19 protein-coding genes are annotated in these 17,409 nt (G+C 64.9%); all 19 read left to right on the forward strand.

All coding sequences use genetic code 11. The features are described 5' to 3' along the window. On the forward strand, positions 1-2,166 hold the full coding sequence (gene traD / locus P5703_RS18710) for a type IV conjugative transfer system coupling protein TraD (RefSeq protein ID WP_279641798.1): 2,166 nt from the start codon (positions 1-3) through the stop codon (positions 2,164-2,166). Next, the gene (locus tag P5703_RS18715) at positions 2,163-2,912 is read left to right on the forward strand and encodes a TIGR03747 family integrating conjugative element membrane protein (protein ID WP_042921504.1); all 750 of its coding nucleotides are present in this window, start codon (positions 2,163-2,165) and stop codon (positions 2,910-2,912) included. The genes traD and P5703_RS18715 overlap by 4 nt, the downstream gene beginning before the upstream one ends. Before the next feature lie 104 nt (positions 2,913-3,016). Next, the gene (locus P5703_RS18720; protein WP_042921502.1) at positions 3,017-3,367 is read left to right on the forward strand and encodes an integrative conjugative element protein, RAQPRD family; all 351 of its coding nucleotides are present in this window, start codon (positions 3,017-3,019) and stop codon (positions 3,365-3,367) included. Continuing rightward, the gene (locus P5703_RS18725; RefSeq protein ID WP_042921501.1) at positions 3,364-3,597 is read left to right on the forward strand and encodes a TIGR03758 family integrating conjugative element protein; all 234 of its coding nucleotides are present in this window, start codon (positions 3,364-3,366) and stop codon (positions 3,595-3,597) included. Before P5703_RS18720 ends, P5703_RS18725 begins: the two co-directional genes overlap by 4 nt. 18 nt (positions 3,598-3,615) lie before the next feature. Continuing rightward, positions 3,616-3,984, forward strand: a complete 369-nt coding sequence (locus tag P5703_RS18730) for a TIGR03745 family integrating conjugative element membrane protein (protein ID WP_042921499.1) — start codon at positions 3,616-3,618, stop codon at positions 3,982-3,984. Between the two features lie 13 nt (positions 3,985-3,997). After that, positions 3,998-4,396 carry a TIGR03750 family conjugal transfer protein gene (locus tag P5703_RS18735; RefSeq protein WP_042921497.1) on the forward strand — a complete coding sequence of 133 codons (399 nt, stop codon included), beginning with the start codon at positions 3,998-4,000 and terminating at the stop codon, positions 4,394-4,396. Next, positions 4,393-5,061 carry a PFL_4703 family integrating conjugative element protein gene (locus tag P5703_RS18740; protein ID WP_042921494.1) on the forward strand — a complete coding sequence of 223 codons (669 nt, stop codon included), beginning with the start codon at positions 4,393-4,395 and terminating at the stop codon, positions 5,059-5,061. Before P5703_RS18735 ends, P5703_RS18740 begins: the two co-directional genes overlap by 4 nt. A gap of 11 nt (positions 5,062-5,072) precedes the next feature. Then, complete coding sequence (locus tag P5703_RS18745) at positions 5,073-5,960, forward strand: TIGR03749 family integrating conjugative element protein (RefSeq protein WP_042921493.1); 888 nt, start codon at positions 5,073-5,075, stop codon at positions 5,958-5,960. Then, the gene (locus P5703_RS18750; protein ID WP_084341941.1) at positions 5,950-7,368 is read left to right on the forward strand and encodes a TIGR03752 family integrating conjugative element protein; all 1,419 of its coding nucleotides are present in this window, start codon (positions 5,950-5,952) and stop codon (positions 7,366-7,368) included. Before P5703_RS18745 ends, P5703_RS18750 begins: the two co-directional genes overlap by 11 nt. Next, positions 7,349-7,783, forward strand: a complete 435-nt coding sequence (locus P5703_RS18755) for a TIGR03751 family conjugal transfer lipoprotein (RefSeq protein WP_285588862.1) — start codon at positions 7,349-7,351, stop codon at positions 7,781-7,783. The genes P5703_RS18750 and P5703_RS18755 overlap by 20 nt, the downstream gene beginning before the upstream one ends. Beyond that, positions 7,784-10,666, forward strand: coding sequence for a conjugative transfer ATPase (locus P5703_RS18760; protein ID WP_285588866.1), 2,883 nt, complete (start codon positions 7,784-7,786; stop codon positions 10,664-10,666). 64 nt (positions 10,667-10,730) lie between these two features. Beyond that, positions 10,731-11,429 (forward strand): DsbA family protein, encoded by a 699-nt coding sequence (locus tag P5703_RS18765; RefSeq protein ID WP_404936715.1) that lies wholly within the window; start codon positions 10,731-10,733, stop codon positions 11,427-11,429. A gap of 207 nt (positions 11,430-11,636) precedes the next feature. Then, positions 11,637-12,137: a RadC family protein gene (radC, locus tag P5703_RS18770; RefSeq protein WP_121721602.1), complete on the forward strand. Its 501-nt coding sequence runs from the start codon at positions 11,637-11,639 to the stop codon at positions 12,135-12,137. Between the two features lie 205 nt (positions 12,138-12,342). Continuing rightward, positions 12,343-13,275, forward strand: coding sequence for a chromate resistance protein ChrB domain-containing protein (locus P5703_RS18775; protein ID WP_407072501.1), 933 nt, complete (start codon positions 12,343-12,345; stop codon positions 13,273-13,275). Positions 13,276-13,304: 29 nt separating this feature from the next. Beyond that, positions 13,305-14,633 (forward strand): chromate efflux transporter, encoded by a 1,329-nt coding sequence (gene chrA, locus P5703_RS18780; protein ID WP_234493402.1) that lies wholly within the window; start codon positions 13,305-13,307, stop codon positions 14,631-14,633. Between the two features lie 11 nt (positions 14,634-14,644). Then, positions 14,645-15,244 (forward strand): superoxide dismutase, encoded by a 600-nt coding sequence (locus P5703_RS18785; RefSeq protein ID WP_234493399.1) that lies wholly within the window; start codon positions 14,645-14,647, stop codon positions 15,242-15,244. 61 nt (positions 15,245-15,305) lie between these two features. Continuing rightward, on the forward strand, positions 15,306-15,758 hold the full coding sequence (locus P5703_RS18790; protein ID WP_502989183.1) for a chromate resistance protein ChrB domain-containing protein: 453 nt from the start codon (positions 15,306-15,308) through the stop codon (positions 15,756-15,758). Between the two features lie 277 nt (positions 15,759-16,035). Further along, complete coding sequence (locus P5703_RS18795; protein WP_121721645.1) at positions 16,036-16,467, forward strand: TIGR03757 family integrating conjugative element protein; 432 nt, start codon at positions 16,036-16,038, stop codon at positions 16,465-16,467. After that, a complete protein-coding gene (locus P5703_RS18800; RefSeq protein WP_121721598.1) occupies positions 16,464-17,402 on the forward strand; it encodes a TIGR03756 family integrating conjugative element protein in 939 nt (312 codons plus the stop codon). The genes P5703_RS18795 and P5703_RS18800 overlap by 4 nt, the downstream gene beginning before the upstream one ends. Positions 17,403-17,409 lie beyond the last annotated feature (7 nt).

A 17,409-nucleotide genomic window follows, 5' to 3' on the forward strand; every position in this document is an offset into this window, starting at 1 on the left:
ATGGCCCAGCCGCATTCGGTGGAAGTCCTGCTGCGCCCGGCGGTCGAGCTTTACACCGTCGCGGTCTGCCTCGGCGCCGCCGTTCTCTGCCTCGCCGCGCCCTGGTCGCTGGCACTGAGCCCGCTGGTGGGCCTGGCCGGTGCGCTGGCCTTTCTGACCTTCGGCACCATCCGCTTCTACGAAGCCTGGGCGATCCTGCGCTATCGCCGCAACATCCGCCGCATGCCGCGCTATGTGATGGCCAGCCGCGACGTGCCGGTGAGCCAGCATCGCCTGTTCGTGGGCCGGGGTTTTCGCTGGGATCAGCGCCACACCCACAGGCTGATGCAGACATACCGGCCGGAGTTTCGCCGCTACGTCGAGCTGACACCGCTCTACCGATCCGTGCGCCGGCTGGAGGAGCGTTTGGAGTTCGCGCCTCGCCCGCTGCCTCTGCTGGCCCGCGTGACTGCGTGGGACAACCCGTTGAACCCGGCGCGGCCGCTGCCGCCGGTCGGCGGCCTGCCACGGTTACACGGCATTGAACCGCACGAGGTCGATGTGTCGCTGCCGCTGGGCGAGCGTGTCGGCCACACGCTGGTGCTCGGCACCACCCGTGTCGGCAAGACGAGACTCGCGGAGTTGTTCATCACCCAGGACATCCGCCGCAGGGTCAATGGCGAACACGAGGTCGTGATCGTCTTTGATCCCAAGGGCGACGCGGACCTGTTGAAAAGAATGTACGTGGAGGCCCAGCGCGCCGGACGCGCAGGGGAGTTCTATTGCTTTCATCTCGGCTGGCCGGACATCTCCGCGCGCTACAACGCGGTGGGCCGCTTCGGACGAATTTCGGAGGTCGCCACGCGCATCGCTGGCCAACTCTCCGGCGAAGGCAACAGCGCGGCGTTTCGCGAGTTCGCCTGGCGTTTCGTGAACATCATCGCGCGCGCTTTGGTGGAGTTGGGACGACGCCCCGACTATCTGCTGATCCAGCGCCACGTCATCAACATCGATGCGCTGTTCATCGAGTACGCGCAACACTTTTTCGCCAAGGCCGAACCGAAAGCCTGGGAGGTCATCGTCCAGCTCGAAGGTAGGCTGAACGACAAGAACATTCCCCGTCACATGATCGGACGGGAAAAGCGCGTGGTGGCGATCGAGCAGTACCTGTCGCAGGTGCGCGTCTACGACCCGGTGCTCGATGGCCTGCGTTCGGCGGTGCGCTACGACCGCACCTACTTCGACAAGATCGTCGCCTCGCTGCTGCCGCTGCTGGAAAAGCTCACCACGGGCAAGATCGCGCAACTGCTGGCACCGAACTATGCCGATCTCGATGATCCGCGGCCGATCTTCGATTGGTTGCAGATCATCCGCAAACGCGCGGTGGTCTACGTCGGCCTGGATGCGCTGTCGGACGCCGAGGTCGCGGCGGCCGTGGGCAACTCGATGTTCTCCGACCTAGTATCGGTCGCCGGGCATATCTACAAGTTCGGCATTGACGACGGCCTGCCCGGCGCCTCGACCGGCGCCAAGGTGCCGATCAATGTGCATGCCGACGAGTTCAACGAATTGATGGGCGATGAATTCATCCCCATGGTGAACAAGGGCGGCGGCGCCGGTATGCAGGTCACGGCGTACACGCAAACACTTAGCGACATCGAGGCGCGCATCGGCAACCGCGCCAAGGCCGGTCAGGTCATCGGCAACTTCAACAACCTGTTCATGTTGCGCGTGCGGGAGACGATCACCGCCGAGCTGCTGACCCGGCAGTTGCCCAAGGTCGAGGTGTACACCACCTCGATCGTCAGCGGCGCCACGGATACCTCCGATCCCGAGGGGCACACCGCGTTCACGTCCAACACGCAGGACCGCATCACCTCCACCAGCGTGCCGCTGATCGAACCGGCGCACGTGGTCAATCTGCCGAAGGGGCAGGCCTTCGCGCTGCTCGAAGGCGGCAACCTGTGGAAGATCCGCATGCCGCTGCCCGCGCCCGACGCCGACGAGGCCATGCCCAAGGACTTGCAGGAGCTGGCCGGCTACATGCGGCAGCACTACGTCGATGCCGGCGACTGGTGGGAAAGCCAGGGCCTGCCGGCGTTGCAGCACGAGGCGCTGCCGGCAGACCTGCTCGACGACTTCAAGCAAATGGCCTTCGCCGATCCTGCCGAGGATGGAAGGGCATGAGCGATCCGGCCGTCGCGGCGCAACGCCAACAGGTACGCCAGAGAGGTTTTCTCGCCAGCCTTGTCACCTTGCCGTTTCGCTTCTTCGGCGTGCTGTGCGGGTCGCTGCTGCTGTGCATCCTGGTCGAGTGGATCGGCATGCACCTGTTCTGGCCGGAACAGGGATGGCGCCACGCGCAAGACATGGTGGCCTACGAGCTGGACCAGCTATCGACCTACTTCACGCGCAGCGTGGTGGTGCAGGAACCGGGGCGCACCGCCCATCGGATTGTCGAGTGGGCGTATGAATGGGTCTTCCTCAAGACCGGGCTGCTGGAGTGGGTGCAGAACGCCTCCGCGCAGGCCAGCGCCGGCAGCCACGGTCAGACCAGGGATTTCCGGCACTACCTGAGCCAAGTTTACGTCCACCTGGAAAGCTATCTGATCGCGGCGGCGTACACGGTGCTGGTGTTCCTCGTGCGCCTGCTGGTGCTGTGCCTGATGCTCCCGCTGTTCCTCATGGCGGCTTTCACTGGCCTCGTGGACGGCCTGGTACGCCGTGACATCCGCCGCTTCGGCGCTGGGCGCGAATCCGGCTTCGTCTATCACCGCGCCAAGGCGGCCTTGATGCCTCTGGTGGTACTGCCGTGGGCGGTCTACCTCGCGTTGCCGATCAGCGTGAGTCCAATCCTGATCCTGCTGCCCAGCGCCGTCCTGCTGGGCGTGGCCGTGGACGTGGCCGCCGGGAGCTTCAAGAAGTACCTCTAGCGTTCGCCCAAGGAATGCGGTGGATCGGCCGTTCTTATTGATTGCGGAAACGCATCCCTTCTCGCCGCAGCATCACGCCATCCATACAACTTTCGGATCGCGCGATGGGCACGACGGCCAACACAGCATTCGTCCGGTGGCGCGCACTGGCTCCAGCCCTAGCCTGCCTGCTGCTGGTCACGCCAAGCGCGTTCGCCGCTGATACCGCTTCCGAGCATGCGCAGCTCGCCGCGCTCGTGCGTCAGCTCGACATGCTCGACCGGCTGGCCGAGCACAGCGAGCGCCTGCCGAAGCAGGACGCCTCCCGCTACCACTTTGACTACGCGCGGCTGCGCGAGGACATCGAGCGTGTCCGTAGCGGCATCCGTGACTACCTGACGCCGCAGCGCGCACAGCCGCGCGACCCCACAACGCTGATCGGCGATTACCGCCAAGAGGAGGAGGACGCGCCATGACGAGCGATCAGGTCGCCGCCTTTCAGGCCAACAGCGGCTTCGGCCCTGCGGATGTTTCCGTCGTCCTGGTCGGCAGCGTGTTCGTGGTGCTGTTGCTGTGGGGCGTGTGGGCACTGCGCACGGCCTATGTCGGCTGGGCCGAACACAGCATCTCCCAGCGCCAGTTCCTCGGCGTCGCGCTGCGATTCGTCGCGATGTACGTCGTGCTGACGTTTTTCCTTCTCTCTTGACGCAAAGAGGATTCCGCCATGACTTTCCGTTCCATCTCCACTCGCTTCGCCCACCTGGCCGGCCTGCCCGCCGTCGCCGTGATCTCCGCGAGCCTGTCGCCGATCGTGCAGGCCCAGGGCCTGCCGACCATCGAAGACCCGTCGCGGGGTACCGGTAGCGGCATCATGGAGACGCTGCGCAATTACGGTTACGACATCGTGATGCTGGTCGCGCTGCTCGTGGTCGCCTCGATGTTCGTCGGCGTCTGCTACCACGCCTACAGCACCTATTCGGAGATTCACACCGGGCGCAAGACCTGGGGTCAGTTCGGTTTGACGGTCGCGATCGGCGCGATCCTGCTGGTCGTGGGCATCTGGCTGCTCACCGAAGCCACCGGCGTCCTGTAAGGAGGTCGGGGCGATGTCGGGGAGCCAGGACAGCCTGCACGACGGCACGGTGACGTTCCTGCCGCACCGTCTGAACCGTCAGCCCGTGGTGGTGCGCGGGCTGACGGCCGACGAACTGTGGGTCTGCGTGGGGCTCTCCGCCACGGTCGGCCTGATGCTGGGCATTCCGCTGGCGTGGCTGGCGTCCACGCTCGCGATGGTGCCGACCCTGATCGTGGCGGCCATCGGCATGGGCGTGTTCGTTGGCGGCGGCGCGTTGCGACGCCACAAGCGGGGGCGTCCCGACACCTGGCTGTACCGGCACCTTCAGTGGTGGATCGCGCTGCGCCATCCCGCCTTCGCGCCCTACACGGGCGGCAGGTCGCTGGTCACGCGGTCGGGCTGCTGGACGGCGCGCAGGAGTGCGCCATGAGCCGCTTCAAGAACGAGATCACGCACCTCCAGGCGCACATCAAGACCTTGCGCATGGGAGCCGCCGCGCTGTTCGTCGTCGCTCTGGTGCTGGGCTTCGGCTGGTGGAGTGCGCCCCGCGATCTGACCATCCACGTGCCGCCGGACCTGCGTTCGGGCAGCGTGCGCAAGTGGTGGGAAGTGCCGCCGGAGTCGGTCTACGCCTTTACCTTCTATGTCTTCCAGCAACTCAACCGCTGGCCGACGAACGGCGAGGACGACTACGCGCGCAACATCCACGCACTGTCGGCCTACCTGACACCCGGCTGTCAGATCTTCCTGCGGCGCGACTACGAGCAGCGCCGCAGCACGGGCGAACTGCGTCAGCGCGTGCGGGGCATCTACGAGATTCCGGGTCGCGGCTTCGGCGACGACCCGACGGCGCGCGTCCGCGTGGTGTCCGACCGCGACTGGATCGTCACGCTGGACGTGACGGCCGACGAGTACCACGGCGCCGAACAGGTCAAGCGCGCGCTGGTGCGCTACCCGCTGAAGGTGGTGCGTCTGGATATCGACCCGGAGCGCAATCCCTTCGGCCTGGCGCTGGACTGTTACAGCAGCACCCCGCAACGCATCGCGCCGCAGGGGGCAGCCGCCTCCGCCGTCGATGGTCCCGGAGGTCCGTAGGGAGTCCCGCGATGAAACGTCTTGTTCTTAACATCCTGGCAACCGCCACCTTGACCTTGGGCCTGATCCCGAGCGCTCTGGCGCTGGAAATTCTGCGCTGGGAGCGGTTGCCGCTGGCCGTGCCTCTCGTGGTCGGCCACGAGCGTGTGATCTTCATCGACCGCAATGTGCGTGTCGGCGTGCCCGCCTCGCTGGGCGACCGCCTGCGCGTGCAAAGCGCCGGCGGCGCCCTCTACCTGCTTGCCAGCGAACCGATTGAGCCGACCCGCCTGCAATTGCAGGATGCCGACACGGGCATCCTGATCCTGCTCGACATTGCCGCCGAACCTGGCGAGGCGCCGCTGGAACCCGTGCGCATCGTCGAAGGCGAATCGCACGCCAAGCGCTACGGCGACACCGGCAAGCCACCAGCCGCCGACACGGCGCGGCTCCCCGCGCGGGAGACGCCGGTTCCCGTGGTGCTGACGCGCTACGCCGCGCAGAGCCTGTACGCGCCCCTGCGCACGGTGGAGCCGGTGAACGGCGTGGTGCGCGTGAACCTGCGCCGCGACCTGGCGCTCGACACACTGCTGCCGACGCTGCCGGTGCGCGCCAGGGCGCTGGCCGCGTGGCGGCTGGAAGATCAATGGGTGACGGCGATCCGGCTGACCAACACGTCCGCCCGGTGGATCGACCTGGACCCGCGCGCCTTGCAGGGCGATTTCGTCACCGCGACGTTCCAGCACCCCGACCTGGGACCGGCGGGCGATTCGCGCGACACCAGCGTGGTGTACCTGGTGACGCGCGGCCGCGGCCTGGCGCAATCGCTGCTGCCGGCCATCAGTCCCATCGACGCTGCGCACAACTTGCCGGCCTCCGCAGCGGCCGGCAGCGCGGAAGGAGCCGGCGATGCGCAGTAACGGTCTGCTCAAGTGGTTGATGCTGCCGATGGCGGTGTTGCTGGTGTTCATCGGCATCAAGCTGTTTTCCGGCGACCGTGGCGCATCGCCGCTCCCCGGCGATGCCGGCGGCCAACTGACGGCAGACGAGATGCGGGCGCTCGGCATCGAAGGCGACACGCCGCACGATACGGTCGCCACGCTGGTGGCCCAGGTGCGGCAGTTGCGCACCGAATTGCAGACCGCGCTGTCCGACAACCGCAACCAGCGGGCGGAGAACGACCGCCTGCGTCAGCGCGAGCGGTCGATCGAGCAACGTATCCAGAATGTCCTGGACACCGAACGCGCCCAACTGCGTCAGGATCGCGAACAGGCGGTCAGCGAACGGCAACAGGCCCAGGGGTTGTTGCAGGACTTGCAACGCCAGTTTGAAGGCCTGGGGGGCAGGGCCGGCCACACCGACCTGCCGATCGGTCTCGGGCTGGAGGACGGCGACGGCCAGCACTTCGGCCGTGACGGCGTGCGCTGGATCGAGCCGGACGACGCCAGGCCCGCCGAAGGCAGGAGCGGCAGTCGCGGCGGCTTCAGCTTCCCCAACGATTTCAGCCCGGTCGGGGAAACCCTGGACGCCGCATCCGAGACCCTCGGCCGCGCCACCGGCGGCGCCGTCGGCACGTCGTCGCTTGAGGCGGTCTACACCGTGCCCTCGAACTCGACCCTGATGGGATCGATCGCGATGACGGCGCTTATCGGGCGCGTACCCATCGACGGCACGGTGAACGATCCCTATCCGTTCAAGGTCGTGATCGGCCCCGACAACCTGACGGCCAACGGCATCGACATCCCGGATGTGGCCGGCGCGGTTGTCAGCGGCACGGCCTCGGGGGACTGGACGCTTTCCTGCGTGCGCGGGCAAATCCGCTCCATCACCTTTGTGTTCGAGGACGGCACCATCCGCACGCTGCCGGAAGAGTCCGGTCGCAACAGCAGCAACCGGAGCGACACCGGCACCCAGGGAGGCCTCGGCTGGATCAGCGATCCCCACGGCATCCCTTGTGTCAGCGGTGAACGGCGCAGCAACGCCCAGCAGTATCTCGGCACCCAGGCCCTGATCACGGCCGCCGGCGCGGGCGCAGCCTCGCTGATCGACTCGGACAGCGGCCGGGTGTCCTACGTCGGCAGCGACGGCTCGATCGGGACGGTCGGGATCACCGCCAACGAGGCGATGGGCCGCATCCTGGCCGGCGGGGTGCAGGAGATGTCGCAGTGGGTGAACAAGCTCTACGGCCAGGCCTTCGCCGCCGTCTACGTCGAGCCGGGCGCCAAGGTCGCCGTGCATATCGAGCAGCCACTCACCATCGACTACGACGCCAAGGGGCGCCGGGTCGATCACCGTCTCGGAGGTTCCCATGTCCCGGATCTGGATTGAACGGCTCGCCGTCGTGCTCATGGTCATCGCACTGGCCGGCTGCGCGACCAGCAAGGAGAAGCTGCTGACCCACGGCGACCAGACCATGCTCGACATCTGGAATCAGGAAACGGGCGGACCGGCGGGCGGCGGCCGCGCATCGCGCGAGCTGCTGGACGCCCGGCAAACCCTGCGGCGGCCGCTCACCGACACGGACATGCAGGCCGCGCCCGGCGTGCAGACCCGTTACACCCGCACGGCGCAGAACGAGATTTACCGGCAGTTCCACCGCCTCCCCAACCCGGACCTGGTGATGTACGTGTTCCCGCACCTGGCCGGCACCGATCCGGTGCCGGTGCCCGGCTACAGCACGGTGTTCCCGTTTTATCAGCGCGTGCAGTACGCCCTGCCGGGCGAGCGCGTGGAGGACTATTGAATGGCGTGGTCGCTGCCGTGGCCGCGCAAACCTGTGCCGGCATCCGAGGAATCCGAAGCACAGCAGGCCGACGCCTGGGAACGCCATGTGGCCGACCTGAAAGCGCATGGCATTCCCGAGCCCGGCACCCGCCTCGATCCGAAACACCGGCCCGCCACTCAGGCGGACGAACAGGCTCTCTACGACGTGGCGCCGTCCTTCGTGGACCTGTTGCCGTGGGTGGAATATCTGGCCGATACCAAGAGCCTGTTGCTGGAGGACGGTGAATCGGTGGCGGCGTTCTTCGAGCTGACACCGATCGGCACCGAAGGACGCGAAAGCGATTGGCTGTGGCAGGCCCGAGACGCGCTGGAGAATGCCCTGCAGGACAGCTTCGACGAACTCGACGAGCAACCCTGGGTGGTACAGCTCTATGCCCAGGACGAAGCCGACTGGACGGGCTATCTGAACGTCTTACGGGACTACATCCAGCCGCGCGCGCAGGGCAGCGCGTTCAGCGACTTCTACCTGCGGTTCTTCGAGCATCACCTACGGGCCATCACCAAGCCGGGCGGCCTGTTCGACGACACCACCGTGACCCGCCTGCCGTGGCGCGGCCAGACGCGGCGCGTGCGCATGGTGGTCTATCGTCGCGCGCCGGGCGCTTCACACCGTCGCGGCCAATCGCCCGAACAGGCCCTGGCAACGGTATGCGACCGGCTGGCCGGCGGTCTCGCCAATGCCGGCGTCAAGGCGCGTCGCCTGGGCGCGGCGGACATCCACGCCTGGTTGCTGCGCTGGTTCAACCCGAACCCGACCTTGCTGGGCGCGACGGCTGCCGATCGTGAGCGCTTCTACCAGTTGGCCGCCTACCCCGAAGAAGCGAACGAAGGCGACGTCGAACTCGCCAGCGGCACGGACTTCTCGCAACGGCTGTTCTTCGGCCAGCCACGCTCCGACGTGACGAACGGCATCTGGTTTTTCGACGATATGCCGCATCGGGTCATGGTGCTCGACCGGCTGCGCACGCCGCCGGCAACCGGACATTTGACCGGGGAAACGCGCAAAGGCGGCGATGCCTGCAACGCGCTGTTCGACCAGATGCCCGAGGACACTGTGATGTGTCTCACCCTCGTCGCCACGCCGCAGGACGCACTGGAAGCGCACCTGAACTACCTGGGCAAGAAAGCGGTCGGCGAAACGCTGGCGTCCGAGCAGGCCCGCCAGGACGTGCAGCAGGCACGTTCGCTGATCGGCAGTTCGCACAAGCTCTATCGCGGCGCGCTGGCCTTCTACCTGCGCGGGCGCGACATGGCCGAACTCGATGCGCGCGGCCTGCAACTCGCCAATGTCATGGTCAACGCCGGCCTCCTGCCCGTGCGCGAGGAGGATGAGGTCGCACCGCTCAACAGTTACCTGCGCTGGCTTCCCTGCCTCTATGACCCGGCCAGGGATCGACGCCAGTGGTACACCCAGCTCATGTTCGCGCAGCACGCGGCGAATCTCGCGCCCGTGTGGGGGCGCAATCAGGGCACCGGGAACCCCGGCATCACCTTCTTCAATCGCGGTGGCGGCACCGTCGCCTTCGACCCGCTCAACCGGCGCGACCGGCAGATGAACGCGCACCTGTTCCTGTTCGGTCCGACCGGCTCGGGCAAATCGGCCACGCTCAACAACATCCTCAACCAGCTCGTCGCGATCTACCGGCCCCGGCTGTTCATCGTCGAGGCGGGGAACAGTTTCGGTCTGTTTGGCGAATTCGCCCAGCGCCTTGGCCTGACGGTGCATCGGGTGAAGCTCGCGCCCGGCGCCGGGGTGAGCCTCGCGCCCTTCGCCGATGCGTGGCGTCTGGTCGATACGCCCAGCCAGGTGCGGACGCTGGACGCCGATGCCCTGGACGAGGAACAGGAACCCGAAGACGCATCGAGCGAAAGCGACGAACAGCGCGACGTGCTCGGCGAGCTGGAGATCACCGCCCGCCTGATGATTACCGGCGGCGAGGACAAGGAAGAGGCGCGCATGACCCGCGCCGACCGCAGCCTGATCCGCCAGTGCATTCTCGACGCGGCGCATCGCTGTGCGCCGGAGAAGCGCACGGTGCTGACCGAGGACGTGCGCGACGCCCTGCGCGAACGCGCCAGCGATTCCGCGCTGCCGGAAGCCCGGCGCGCTCGCCTGCTGGAAATGGCGGACGCGATGGATATGTTCTGCCAAGGACTGGATGGCGAAATGTTCAACCGACCCGGCACGCCATGGCCGGAAGCGGACATCACCATCGTCGATCTGGCGACCTTCGCGCGCGAGGGCTACAACGCGCAGCTTTCCATCGCCTACATCTCGCTCATCAACACCGTCAACAACATCGCCGAGCGGGATCAATTCCTGGGGCGCCCCATCGTCAACGTCACCGACGAGGGTCACATCATCACGCGCAATCCATTGCTCGCCCCTTACGTCGTCAAGATCACCAAGATGTGGCGCAAGCTCGGCGCCTGGTTCTGGCTGGCGACGCAGAACCTGGACGATCTGCCCAAGGCCGCCGAACCGATGCTGTCGATGATCGAGTGGTGGATCTGCCTGTCGATGCCACCCGACGAAGTGGAGAAGGTCGCGCGCTTCCGCGAACTCAATCCGGCGCAGAAGGCGCTGATGCTGTCGGCGCGCAAGGAGTCCGGCAAGTTCAGCGAAGGCGTGATCCTGTCGAAGTCGATGGAAGTCCTGTTCCGCGCCGTGCCGCCGAGCCTCTACCTGGCCATGGCGATGACCGAGCCCGAGGAGAAGGCCGAGCGCTATCAGTTGATGCGGCAATACGGCATCGGCGAGTTGGAGGCCGCTTTCAAGGTCGCCGAGAAAATCGACCGGGCTCGCGGCATCGAGCCACTGCCGCTCGACGCCCTCGGTTGAGGCGGGAAAGATCATGCGCACGCCAGGCCTGCCTACGCACACGCTACGACGCTACCTGGGGCCGATGCTGGCCGGGATCGCGGTGCTGCTCGTGCTGCTGGACTGGTCGCTGGGACGCAGCCCGCACACTGGCGATCCGGCATCCGCCGAGGCTGTCGCGTCAGCGGGTCCGCCGTGGCGCTACGGACGCATCGACGCGCGGTTCACGCTGATCGAGTACGCCGATCTGGAATGCCCGTACTGCCAGGCCTACTTCCCTGTGCTGAAGCGCTGGATCGACGCCAATCCCGATGTGAACTGGCAATGGCACCATCTGCCACTGCCGATGCACGAACCAGCCGCCACGCAATCGGCACGCCTGGCGGAATGCGCGGGGGAAACCGGCGGGCGGGAAGCGTTCTGGAACACCGTCGCCTGGATTTACCAGCATACCCACGGCGGCGGCCAGGGCCTTCCGCCCGGCATCCAGCCGCCCGGCGCGACGCCCGAGCTGCGCGAGTGCCTGACCAGCGCACGGCCCGACGCCGTGATCCGGGCACGGGCCGAGGAAGCCGCGCTGGCCGGCATCACCGCGACCCCGATGCTGCGCGTGATCGACAACCGCACCGGCCGGACACTGCTGCTGCCGGGCGCCGTCGAAGGCGATGCCTTGCTGTCGGCCATCGATCTGCTGGCGTCATCGAGCGAAGAATCGACGATGGCCGAAACCCTGCCCGAGATACCCGAGATGCCTGCTGACGACCTCAGCGACATGCCCAGGTAGCCGCGATCTTCAAGGCTACGGCGCGGTTCCGACCGCGCTGATCGTTCCAGTTCGCACCGCATCCCTCGCGCGAACGTCCATCGTCTTCGATGGAGGATGCCCATCAATCCAGGCCCGATTTTCGGGCTTTCGTCATCACGTCCTACGGGGGTCTCACCCCCCGGCCGGGACGGGAGCCTCCGTTTCATTCATCAAGGAGGCTATCCCATGAGTGCATCCAACAAGGTTGCCGACACCACACCCTCAGCGCTCGCGCAGTACGCGAGCATTCAGGACGACCCGTTGATCCGCGAGGCCATCCGCCTGCTGGAGAAACGCATCTTCAAACGCGGCACCAAGCTGTCTGGCCCCGACGGCGCGCGAGACTACCTGCGCCTGAAACTCGCGGGCGAAGCGCTCGAAGTGTTCGCCGTCCTGTTTCTCGACACGAAGCATCACGTCATTGCCTACGAGCCGATGTTCCACGGCACCATCGACGGCGCCAGCGTGTATCCCCGAGCGGTTCTCAAACGAGCGATCGAGCACAACTGCTCGGCGGTCATCTTCGCCCACAACCACCCCTCGGGTACGACCAAGCCGAGCCATGCCGACAAGGAGATCACAAGCCGTCTGAAATCGGTTCTCGAACTGGTGGACGTTCGCGTTCTGGACCATTTCATCGTCGGTAAAGGAACACCCTTCTCCTTCGCGGAAACCGGCTTGCTGTAGTCCCAGAGGCGCCCCTACCAGGGCGCCTTCTTTCAATGCCGCTGGGCAAGTAGCCCCCTCAGAAAAGCCCAGACCGTCCAAGTTTTCTTCCCTACAGGGATGGGCAGGGATGGCGGCCCAGTCTTGGGCTGCCAGCGCCCCCGTTAGGGCCTCTAAAAATATGTAGCGTAATCTTCAATATTGATTTAATCTCTACACCATGAAGATGATTACCTTGATTCTGTCCTTGCCCACCGAAAACGCCACAGCCCGGCAACGGGTCTGGCGTGCCCTCAAGGCGTCCGGCGCCGCCGTTCTGCGCGATGGCGTCTACCTGATGCCGGAACGCGAGGATTGCCGCGCCACCCTGGACGGACTGGCGGCCGAGGTGCGCGAGGGTGGAGGGAGCGCCCACGTACTGCACATCGAAGAGCCGGAGGGTACGAACTTTGTCGCCCTGTTCGATCGCGGCGATGACTTCACCGCCCTGCTGGCCGAGGTGGCACAGGTGCGGGAGATGCTGACCGCCGAGACCGTTCAGGATGTGCTCAAGCAAGTACGCAAGCTGCGCAAGGCCTTCGCCAATCTGGTCGAAATCGACTTCTTCCCCGGCGAAGCGCAACGGCAGACGGACACCGCCCTGCGTGAACTGGAACTGGCCTGTGCGCGGGCTTTGTCCCCGGACGAGCCGCAGGCGGTGGATGGCGTGATCGAGCGTCTGGAACTGTCCGACTATCAGGGCCGTACCTGGGCAACGCGGCGCCGGCCCTGGGTGGATCGCCTGGCCAGCGCCTGGCTGATCCGCCGCTTCATCGACCCGCAGGCGCGGATTCTATGGCTGGACAGTCCCGATGACTGCCCGCCCGACGCGCTGGGCTTCGATTTCGATGGCGCCACCTTCAGCCATGTCGGTAGCCGCGTCACCTTCGAGGTGCTGGCAGCCAGCTTCGGGCTGGAGCAGGCCGCCATCGCGCGGCTCGGCCTGCTGGTGCATTGCCTTGATGTGGGTGGTATCCAGCCGCCCGAAGCGGTTGGCATCGAGAGTGTGCTCGCCGGCCTGCGCGAAACCCTTACCCAAGACGATTCACTGCTGACTGCCGCATCCGCTGTATTCGACGGATTGCTCGCCAGCTTCGACAAAGGAGCATCCACAACGTGACAACAAAAAGCCTGACGGAGGACGTCGTACTGGCGGCCCCACCCCCGGTTGGTTTTTGGGAAGCCTTTCGCCTCTGGCTGAAACTCGGTTTCATCGGTTTCGGCGGACCCGCCGGACAGATTGCCCTCATGCACCGTGAACTGGTCGAGCAACGCCGTTGGATCAGCGAGCGGCGCTTCCTGCATGCGCTCAACTACTGCATGTTGCTGCCCGGCCCGGAGGCACAGCAACTGGCCACCTACATGGGCTGGCTCATGCACCGAACCTGGGGAGGCATAGTGGCCGGCACCTTGTTCCTGTTGCCCGGACTGTGCTTCCTGATCCTGCTGTCGTGGCTCTACATCGCCTACGGCGACACGGCGCTGGTGGCCGGACTGTTTTACGGCATCAAGCCCGCCATCACAGCGGTCGTCGTGCAGGCCGTGCATCGCATTGGCTCGCGGGCACTCAAGGGTGGTGCCATGTGGGCTATTGCCGCAGCGGCCTTCGTGGCTATTTTCGCGATGAATGTGCCATTTCCGTACATTGTCGCCGCCGCTGCCTTGATCGGCTATATCGGTGGACGCATTGCTCCGCACAAGTTCAAGACCGGCGGCGGCCATTCCTCGGCGGACAAGTCCTATGGACCAGCGCTGATCGATGACGATACGCCAACGCCCGATCACGCCCGGTTCCGCTGGTCCGGCCTGCTGCGCGTGGCCATCGCAGGCGCTCTGCTGTGGTTGATTCCGATGGCGCTGCTCACGGCAGGCTACGGCTGGGATCACACCCTGACACAGATGGGCTGGTTCTTCACCAAGGCTGCACTGCTGACCTTCGGCGGCGCCTATGCGGTATTGCCCTATATCTACCAGGGCGCGATCGGCAATTACGCCTGGCTCACCCCCACACAGATGATCGATGGCCTGGCGCTGGGTGAAGCCAACCCCGGCCCCCTCATCATGGTGGTCGCCTTTGTCGCCTTTGTCGGGGCCTATGTGCAGGCGCTGTTCGGCCCGGACATGCTGTTCGTCGCCGGTGCGTTAGCGGCGGTGCTGGTGACCTGGTTCACCTTCCTGCCTTCCTTTATTTTCATTCTCGCCGGTGGCCCGCTCGTCGAATCGACCCACGGCAATCTCCGTTTCACCGCGCCTTTGACCGCGATCACAGCGGCGGTCGTCGGTGTGATCCTCAACCTGGCGGTGTTCTTCGCCTACCACGTGCTGTGGCCGGAGGGACTGGCCGGGCGCTTCGACTGGATATCAGCGCTGATCGCGCTGGGAGCGGCCTTGGCACTGTTCCGCTACAAGCGCAGCGTCATTCAGGTCATTGCTGCCTGCGCTGGTGTGGGTCTGATTCTAAAAGTCCTGATTCTGTGAGGAATGAAGCCATGTCTCTCGAAATACGTGCCTTACCGATTGACCCGGCCAGTCTCAGTGGTCTATCGGAACGACTGATCATCAGCCACCATGAAAACAACTATTCAGGCGCCGTCAAAAGACTAAATGCCATTCGCGGGAAACTCGCGGAGCTTGATTACTCGAATGAGACTGGCTTTCTGATCAATGGCCTCAAGCGAGAAGAACTGGTGGCCTACAACTCGATGGTTCTGCATGAATTGTACTTTGCGGTGCTGGGCGGGGACGGCCAATTGCCACCCGGCAATTTACGGGATGCCATCGAGCGTGACTTCGGAAGCCTGGCTCGCTGGCAAACCGAGTTCTCCGCAATGGGCAAAGCATTGGCGGGTGGTTCCGGCTGGGTGCTGTTGGTCTGGTCATCGCGTGATGGTCGGCTCAGCAATCAATGGGGCGCTGATCACTGTCACGTCATGGCGGGAGGAACGCCCATTCTGGCCCTGGATATGTATGAGCACGCTTACCACATCGACTACGGCGCGAAGGCAGCAGCTTATGTGGATGCTTTTATGAAAAACATCCTGTGGGATGAAGTGGCCAACCGATATATCCAGTGCGCCCGAACAGCCTGATCAGTATCTGTGCTTTATTGACGAAGGGTTGGATCAAGTCAGCCGAGTCACGAAGGAGGCAATGATGAAGTGGATTACACGTGAGCGCCCCAAGATCGACCGCATCGCTTGTCCCTGGCTGATTCTGCGCTTCATCGACCAGGATGCCGAGTTCCTTTACGTGCCAGCATCAGAGGTTCTGGCCGTTGCTGCAAAAACTGGTGCTACGCCCTATGACATTCCGGGGGTGGAGTTGAGTCACGTCGGCGAGCAATGCAGCTTCGATGCCTTCCTGGCAAAGTACCGGATAACCGATCCGGCCCTGGTGCAGTTGGCCGATATCGTGCGCGGCGCCGACACTTCGCGCTTGGATCTCACGCCGCAGTCGGCGGGTCTCTACGCAATCTCACTCGGTCTATCGCGCGTGTTTGCGGACGACCACGAGATGCTGCGCCACGGACTGGTAATGTATGACGCGCTCTATGCTTGGAGCCGCGAGGGCCAGCACGAGACGCATAACTGGCCACCCACCTGATTTCATGGACGCAAACCCCTGGCATCAATGAACCATCCAGCCGTCCTGACGCACATCGAGTTCAGAGACGCCTTCTTGATCGAGCGAGCACTCCACCTCAGACCGCAATACGAACCGCCTGCATAAGACGTATCCAGGCCGCATTCTCAGGTTCAGGTGTCTGCGCTCAGGGGAAACTGACGCAGGGAAACCGGGTGGTTTGGAGTCCCGATTCTCTCTCGCTTCGTCGATCCTTTTGCGTTGCACTCCCCTGGTCATCAACTTCAGGGGGTGCGACATGCTTGCTCACTATTCCCGCTCGCCGATCGGATTCCTACAGCTCGCGTTGACGCTGGCAGCCGCGCTTGCTGCTACCGCCGTAACAGCGGCTGAGGTTTGGGTCATCACGGATCAGCAGCATCCCGTGCGGGGCAAGCCTGATCGCCTTATCGAACTGGATGCCCCGACACGCATTGAGGCTGAGCTTTCTGCTCAGCTTCCCAACGAACCGGAGCAGGCCGCTGCATTGGTCCAGCGTCGTCTGCATGAAGGCGGGAAAGCGCTGCAACAGCGCCTCGCCGCCGCATACCAAGGCGTCACTGACGCCTGGAGTCTCGGCATCACCAAAGTTCCCGCGGTGGTCGTCGATCAGCGCTATGTCGTCTACGGCGAAGCCGATGTGTCGCGCGCGCTTGCGCGCGTCGAGCAATACCGGAGGGAGCAACCATGATGCTATCGCGTCGCGCATGGCGGGCAGGAGCGGCAACCGTTCTGCTGGGCACCGCTGTTTCCGCCTTCGCCATCAACACCGCCACGATTACCGGCTCGGTGCTGTCGCCCGATTGCCTGTCCTATCGCGTCCAGGGCATCTGCTATTGGCTGTATTGCACGATCACCGGCTGCACCGTTCGTACCTCGATCAAGGTACAGCACTACGTGCCCGATGCCGTCGTGTCGAGCTACTCGAACACCGGGGAGAATCCCTGGGTTGAAGTGCGTGCGATGAGCATGCCGAACCCCACCGCTCAAGGCGGCGGTGACGGCACGACGAACGAAGAACACGAGAACAACCTCGCCAAGTTCAAGAACGCCGACGTGATCGGGCATCCGGGCGCCACCATCTTCAGCGAGTTCGTCAGCCAGTTGGGCTACTCCTGCGAGGGCGCAGGAACGGCCTTCATGCCGTATCTGTTGAGCACGCTCGATACCGTGGCGTGGCGCTACAACATCCCCGAGTCCCTGTACCCCGAAGCGCTGATCCCTGGGATGCGTGAAATCGGCACCCGCACCGGCTTGAACCTCTGGGGCAATGTCTATCCGCGCGGCGGCTTCCTGCATCACGTGGACGACTACAAGGCGGCGGCCGTCGTCGCCCAGCGTGCCGGCGACATCGTGACCCGGCGCGGCCAGGTTCATGTCTATCAGCCGCTGCTTGCCAACGCGAGCGCGGGCTACTGGCCCGCAGGTGCCTTGGTGGAAAGTGATGCTTCCACCGGAAAGTGGCAGGAGCTGACGCCTCGGCTGTCATCCTCCTGCGCGGTCTTCCCGCACAACAATGTCCGCATCCAGGCGCAGCAAGGCGACTACGCCTGGGCGCTGTGGCGTCCGTACTCCTGCTGTCAGCGACGCGGCCAGGTGTTCCTCGGCAGCACGGATTTCAACTGAGGGCCGG

This window comes from Stutzerimonas sp. FeSN7, from assembly GCF_030263795.1.
GTDB classification, from domain to species: Bacteria; Pseudomonadota; Gammaproteobacteria; order Pseudomonadales; family Pseudomonadaceae; genus Stutzerimonas; species Stutzerimonas stutzeri.

What these genes read in the sequence shown, in the direction of transcription:
- P5703_RS18800 (WP_121721598.1), top strand. Translation starts at nt 16,464, where the DNA reads ATGATGCTATCGCGTCGCGCATGGCGGGCAGGAGCGGCAACCGTTCTG.
- P5703_RS18725 (WP_042921501.1), top strand. Translation starts at nt 3,364, where the DNA reads ATGACGAGCGATCAGGTCGCCGCCTTTCAGGCCAACAGCGGCTTCGGC.
- P5703_RS18795 (WP_121721645.1), top strand. Translation starts at nt 16,036, where the DNA reads ATGCTTGCTCACTATTCCCGCTCGCCGATCGGATTCCTACAGCTCGCG.
- P5703_RS18760 (WP_285588866.1), top strand. Translation starts at nt 7,784, where the DNA reads ATGGCGTGGTCGCTGCCGTGGCCGCGCAAACCTGTGCCGGCATCCGAG.
- P5703_RS18730 (WP_042921499.1), top strand. Translation starts at nt 3,616, where the DNA reads ATGACTTTCCGTTCCATCTCCACTCGCTTCGCCCACCTGGCCGGCCTG.
- P5703_RS18740 (WP_042921494.1), top strand. Translation starts at nt 4,393, where the DNA reads ATGAGCCGCTTCAAGAACGAGATCACGCACCTCCAGGCGCACATCAAG.
- P5703_RS18755 (WP_285588862.1), top strand. Translation starts at nt 7,349, where the DNA reads ATGTCCCGGATCTGGATTGAACGGCTCGCCGTCGTGCTCATGGTCATC.
- radC (WP_121721602.1), top strand. Translation starts at nt 11,637, where the DNA reads ATGAGTGCATCCAACAAGGTTGCCGACACCACACCCTCAGCGCTCGCG.
- P5703_RS18735 (WP_042921497.1), top strand. Translation starts at nt 3,998, where the DNA reads ATGTCGGGGAGCCAGGACAGCCTGCACGACGGCACGGTGACGTTCCTG.
- P5703_RS18790 (WP_502989183.1), top strand. Translation starts at nt 15,306, where the DNA reads ATGATGAAGTGGATTACACGTGAGCGCCCCAAGATCGACCGCATCGCT.
- P5703_RS18720 (WP_042921502.1), top strand. Translation starts at nt 3,017, where the DNA reads ATGGGCACGACGGCCAACACAGCATTCGTCCGGTGGCGCGCACTGGCT.
- P5703_RS18765 (WP_404936715.1), top strand. Translation starts at nt 10,731, where the DNA reads ATGCTGGCCGGGATCGCGGTGCTGCTCGTGCTGCTGGACTGGTCGCTG.
- traD (WP_279641798.1), top strand. Translation starts at nt 1, where the DNA reads ATGGCCCAGCCGCATTCGGTGGAAGTCCTGCTGCGCCCGGCGGTCGAG.
- P5703_RS18750 (WP_084341941.1), top strand. Translation starts at nt 5,950, where the DNA reads ATGCGCAGTAACGGTCTGCTCAAGTGGTTGATGCTGCCGATGGCGGTG.
- P5703_RS18785 (WP_234493399.1), top strand. Translation starts at nt 14,645, where the DNA reads ATGTCTCTCGAAATACGTGCCTTACCGATTGACCCGGCCAGTCTCAGT.
- P5703_RS18745 (WP_042921493.1), top strand. Translation starts at nt 5,073, where the DNA reads ATGAAACGTCTTGTTCTTAACATCCTGGCAACCGCCACCTTGACCTTG.
- P5703_RS18775 (WP_407072501.1), top strand. Translation starts at nt 12,343, where the DNA reads ATGATTACCTTGATTCTGTCCTTGCCCACCGAAAACGCCACAGCCCGG.
- P5703_RS18715 (WP_042921504.1), top strand. Translation starts at nt 2,163, where the DNA reads ATGAGCGATCCGGCCGTCGCGGCGCAACGCCAACAGGTACGCCAGAGA.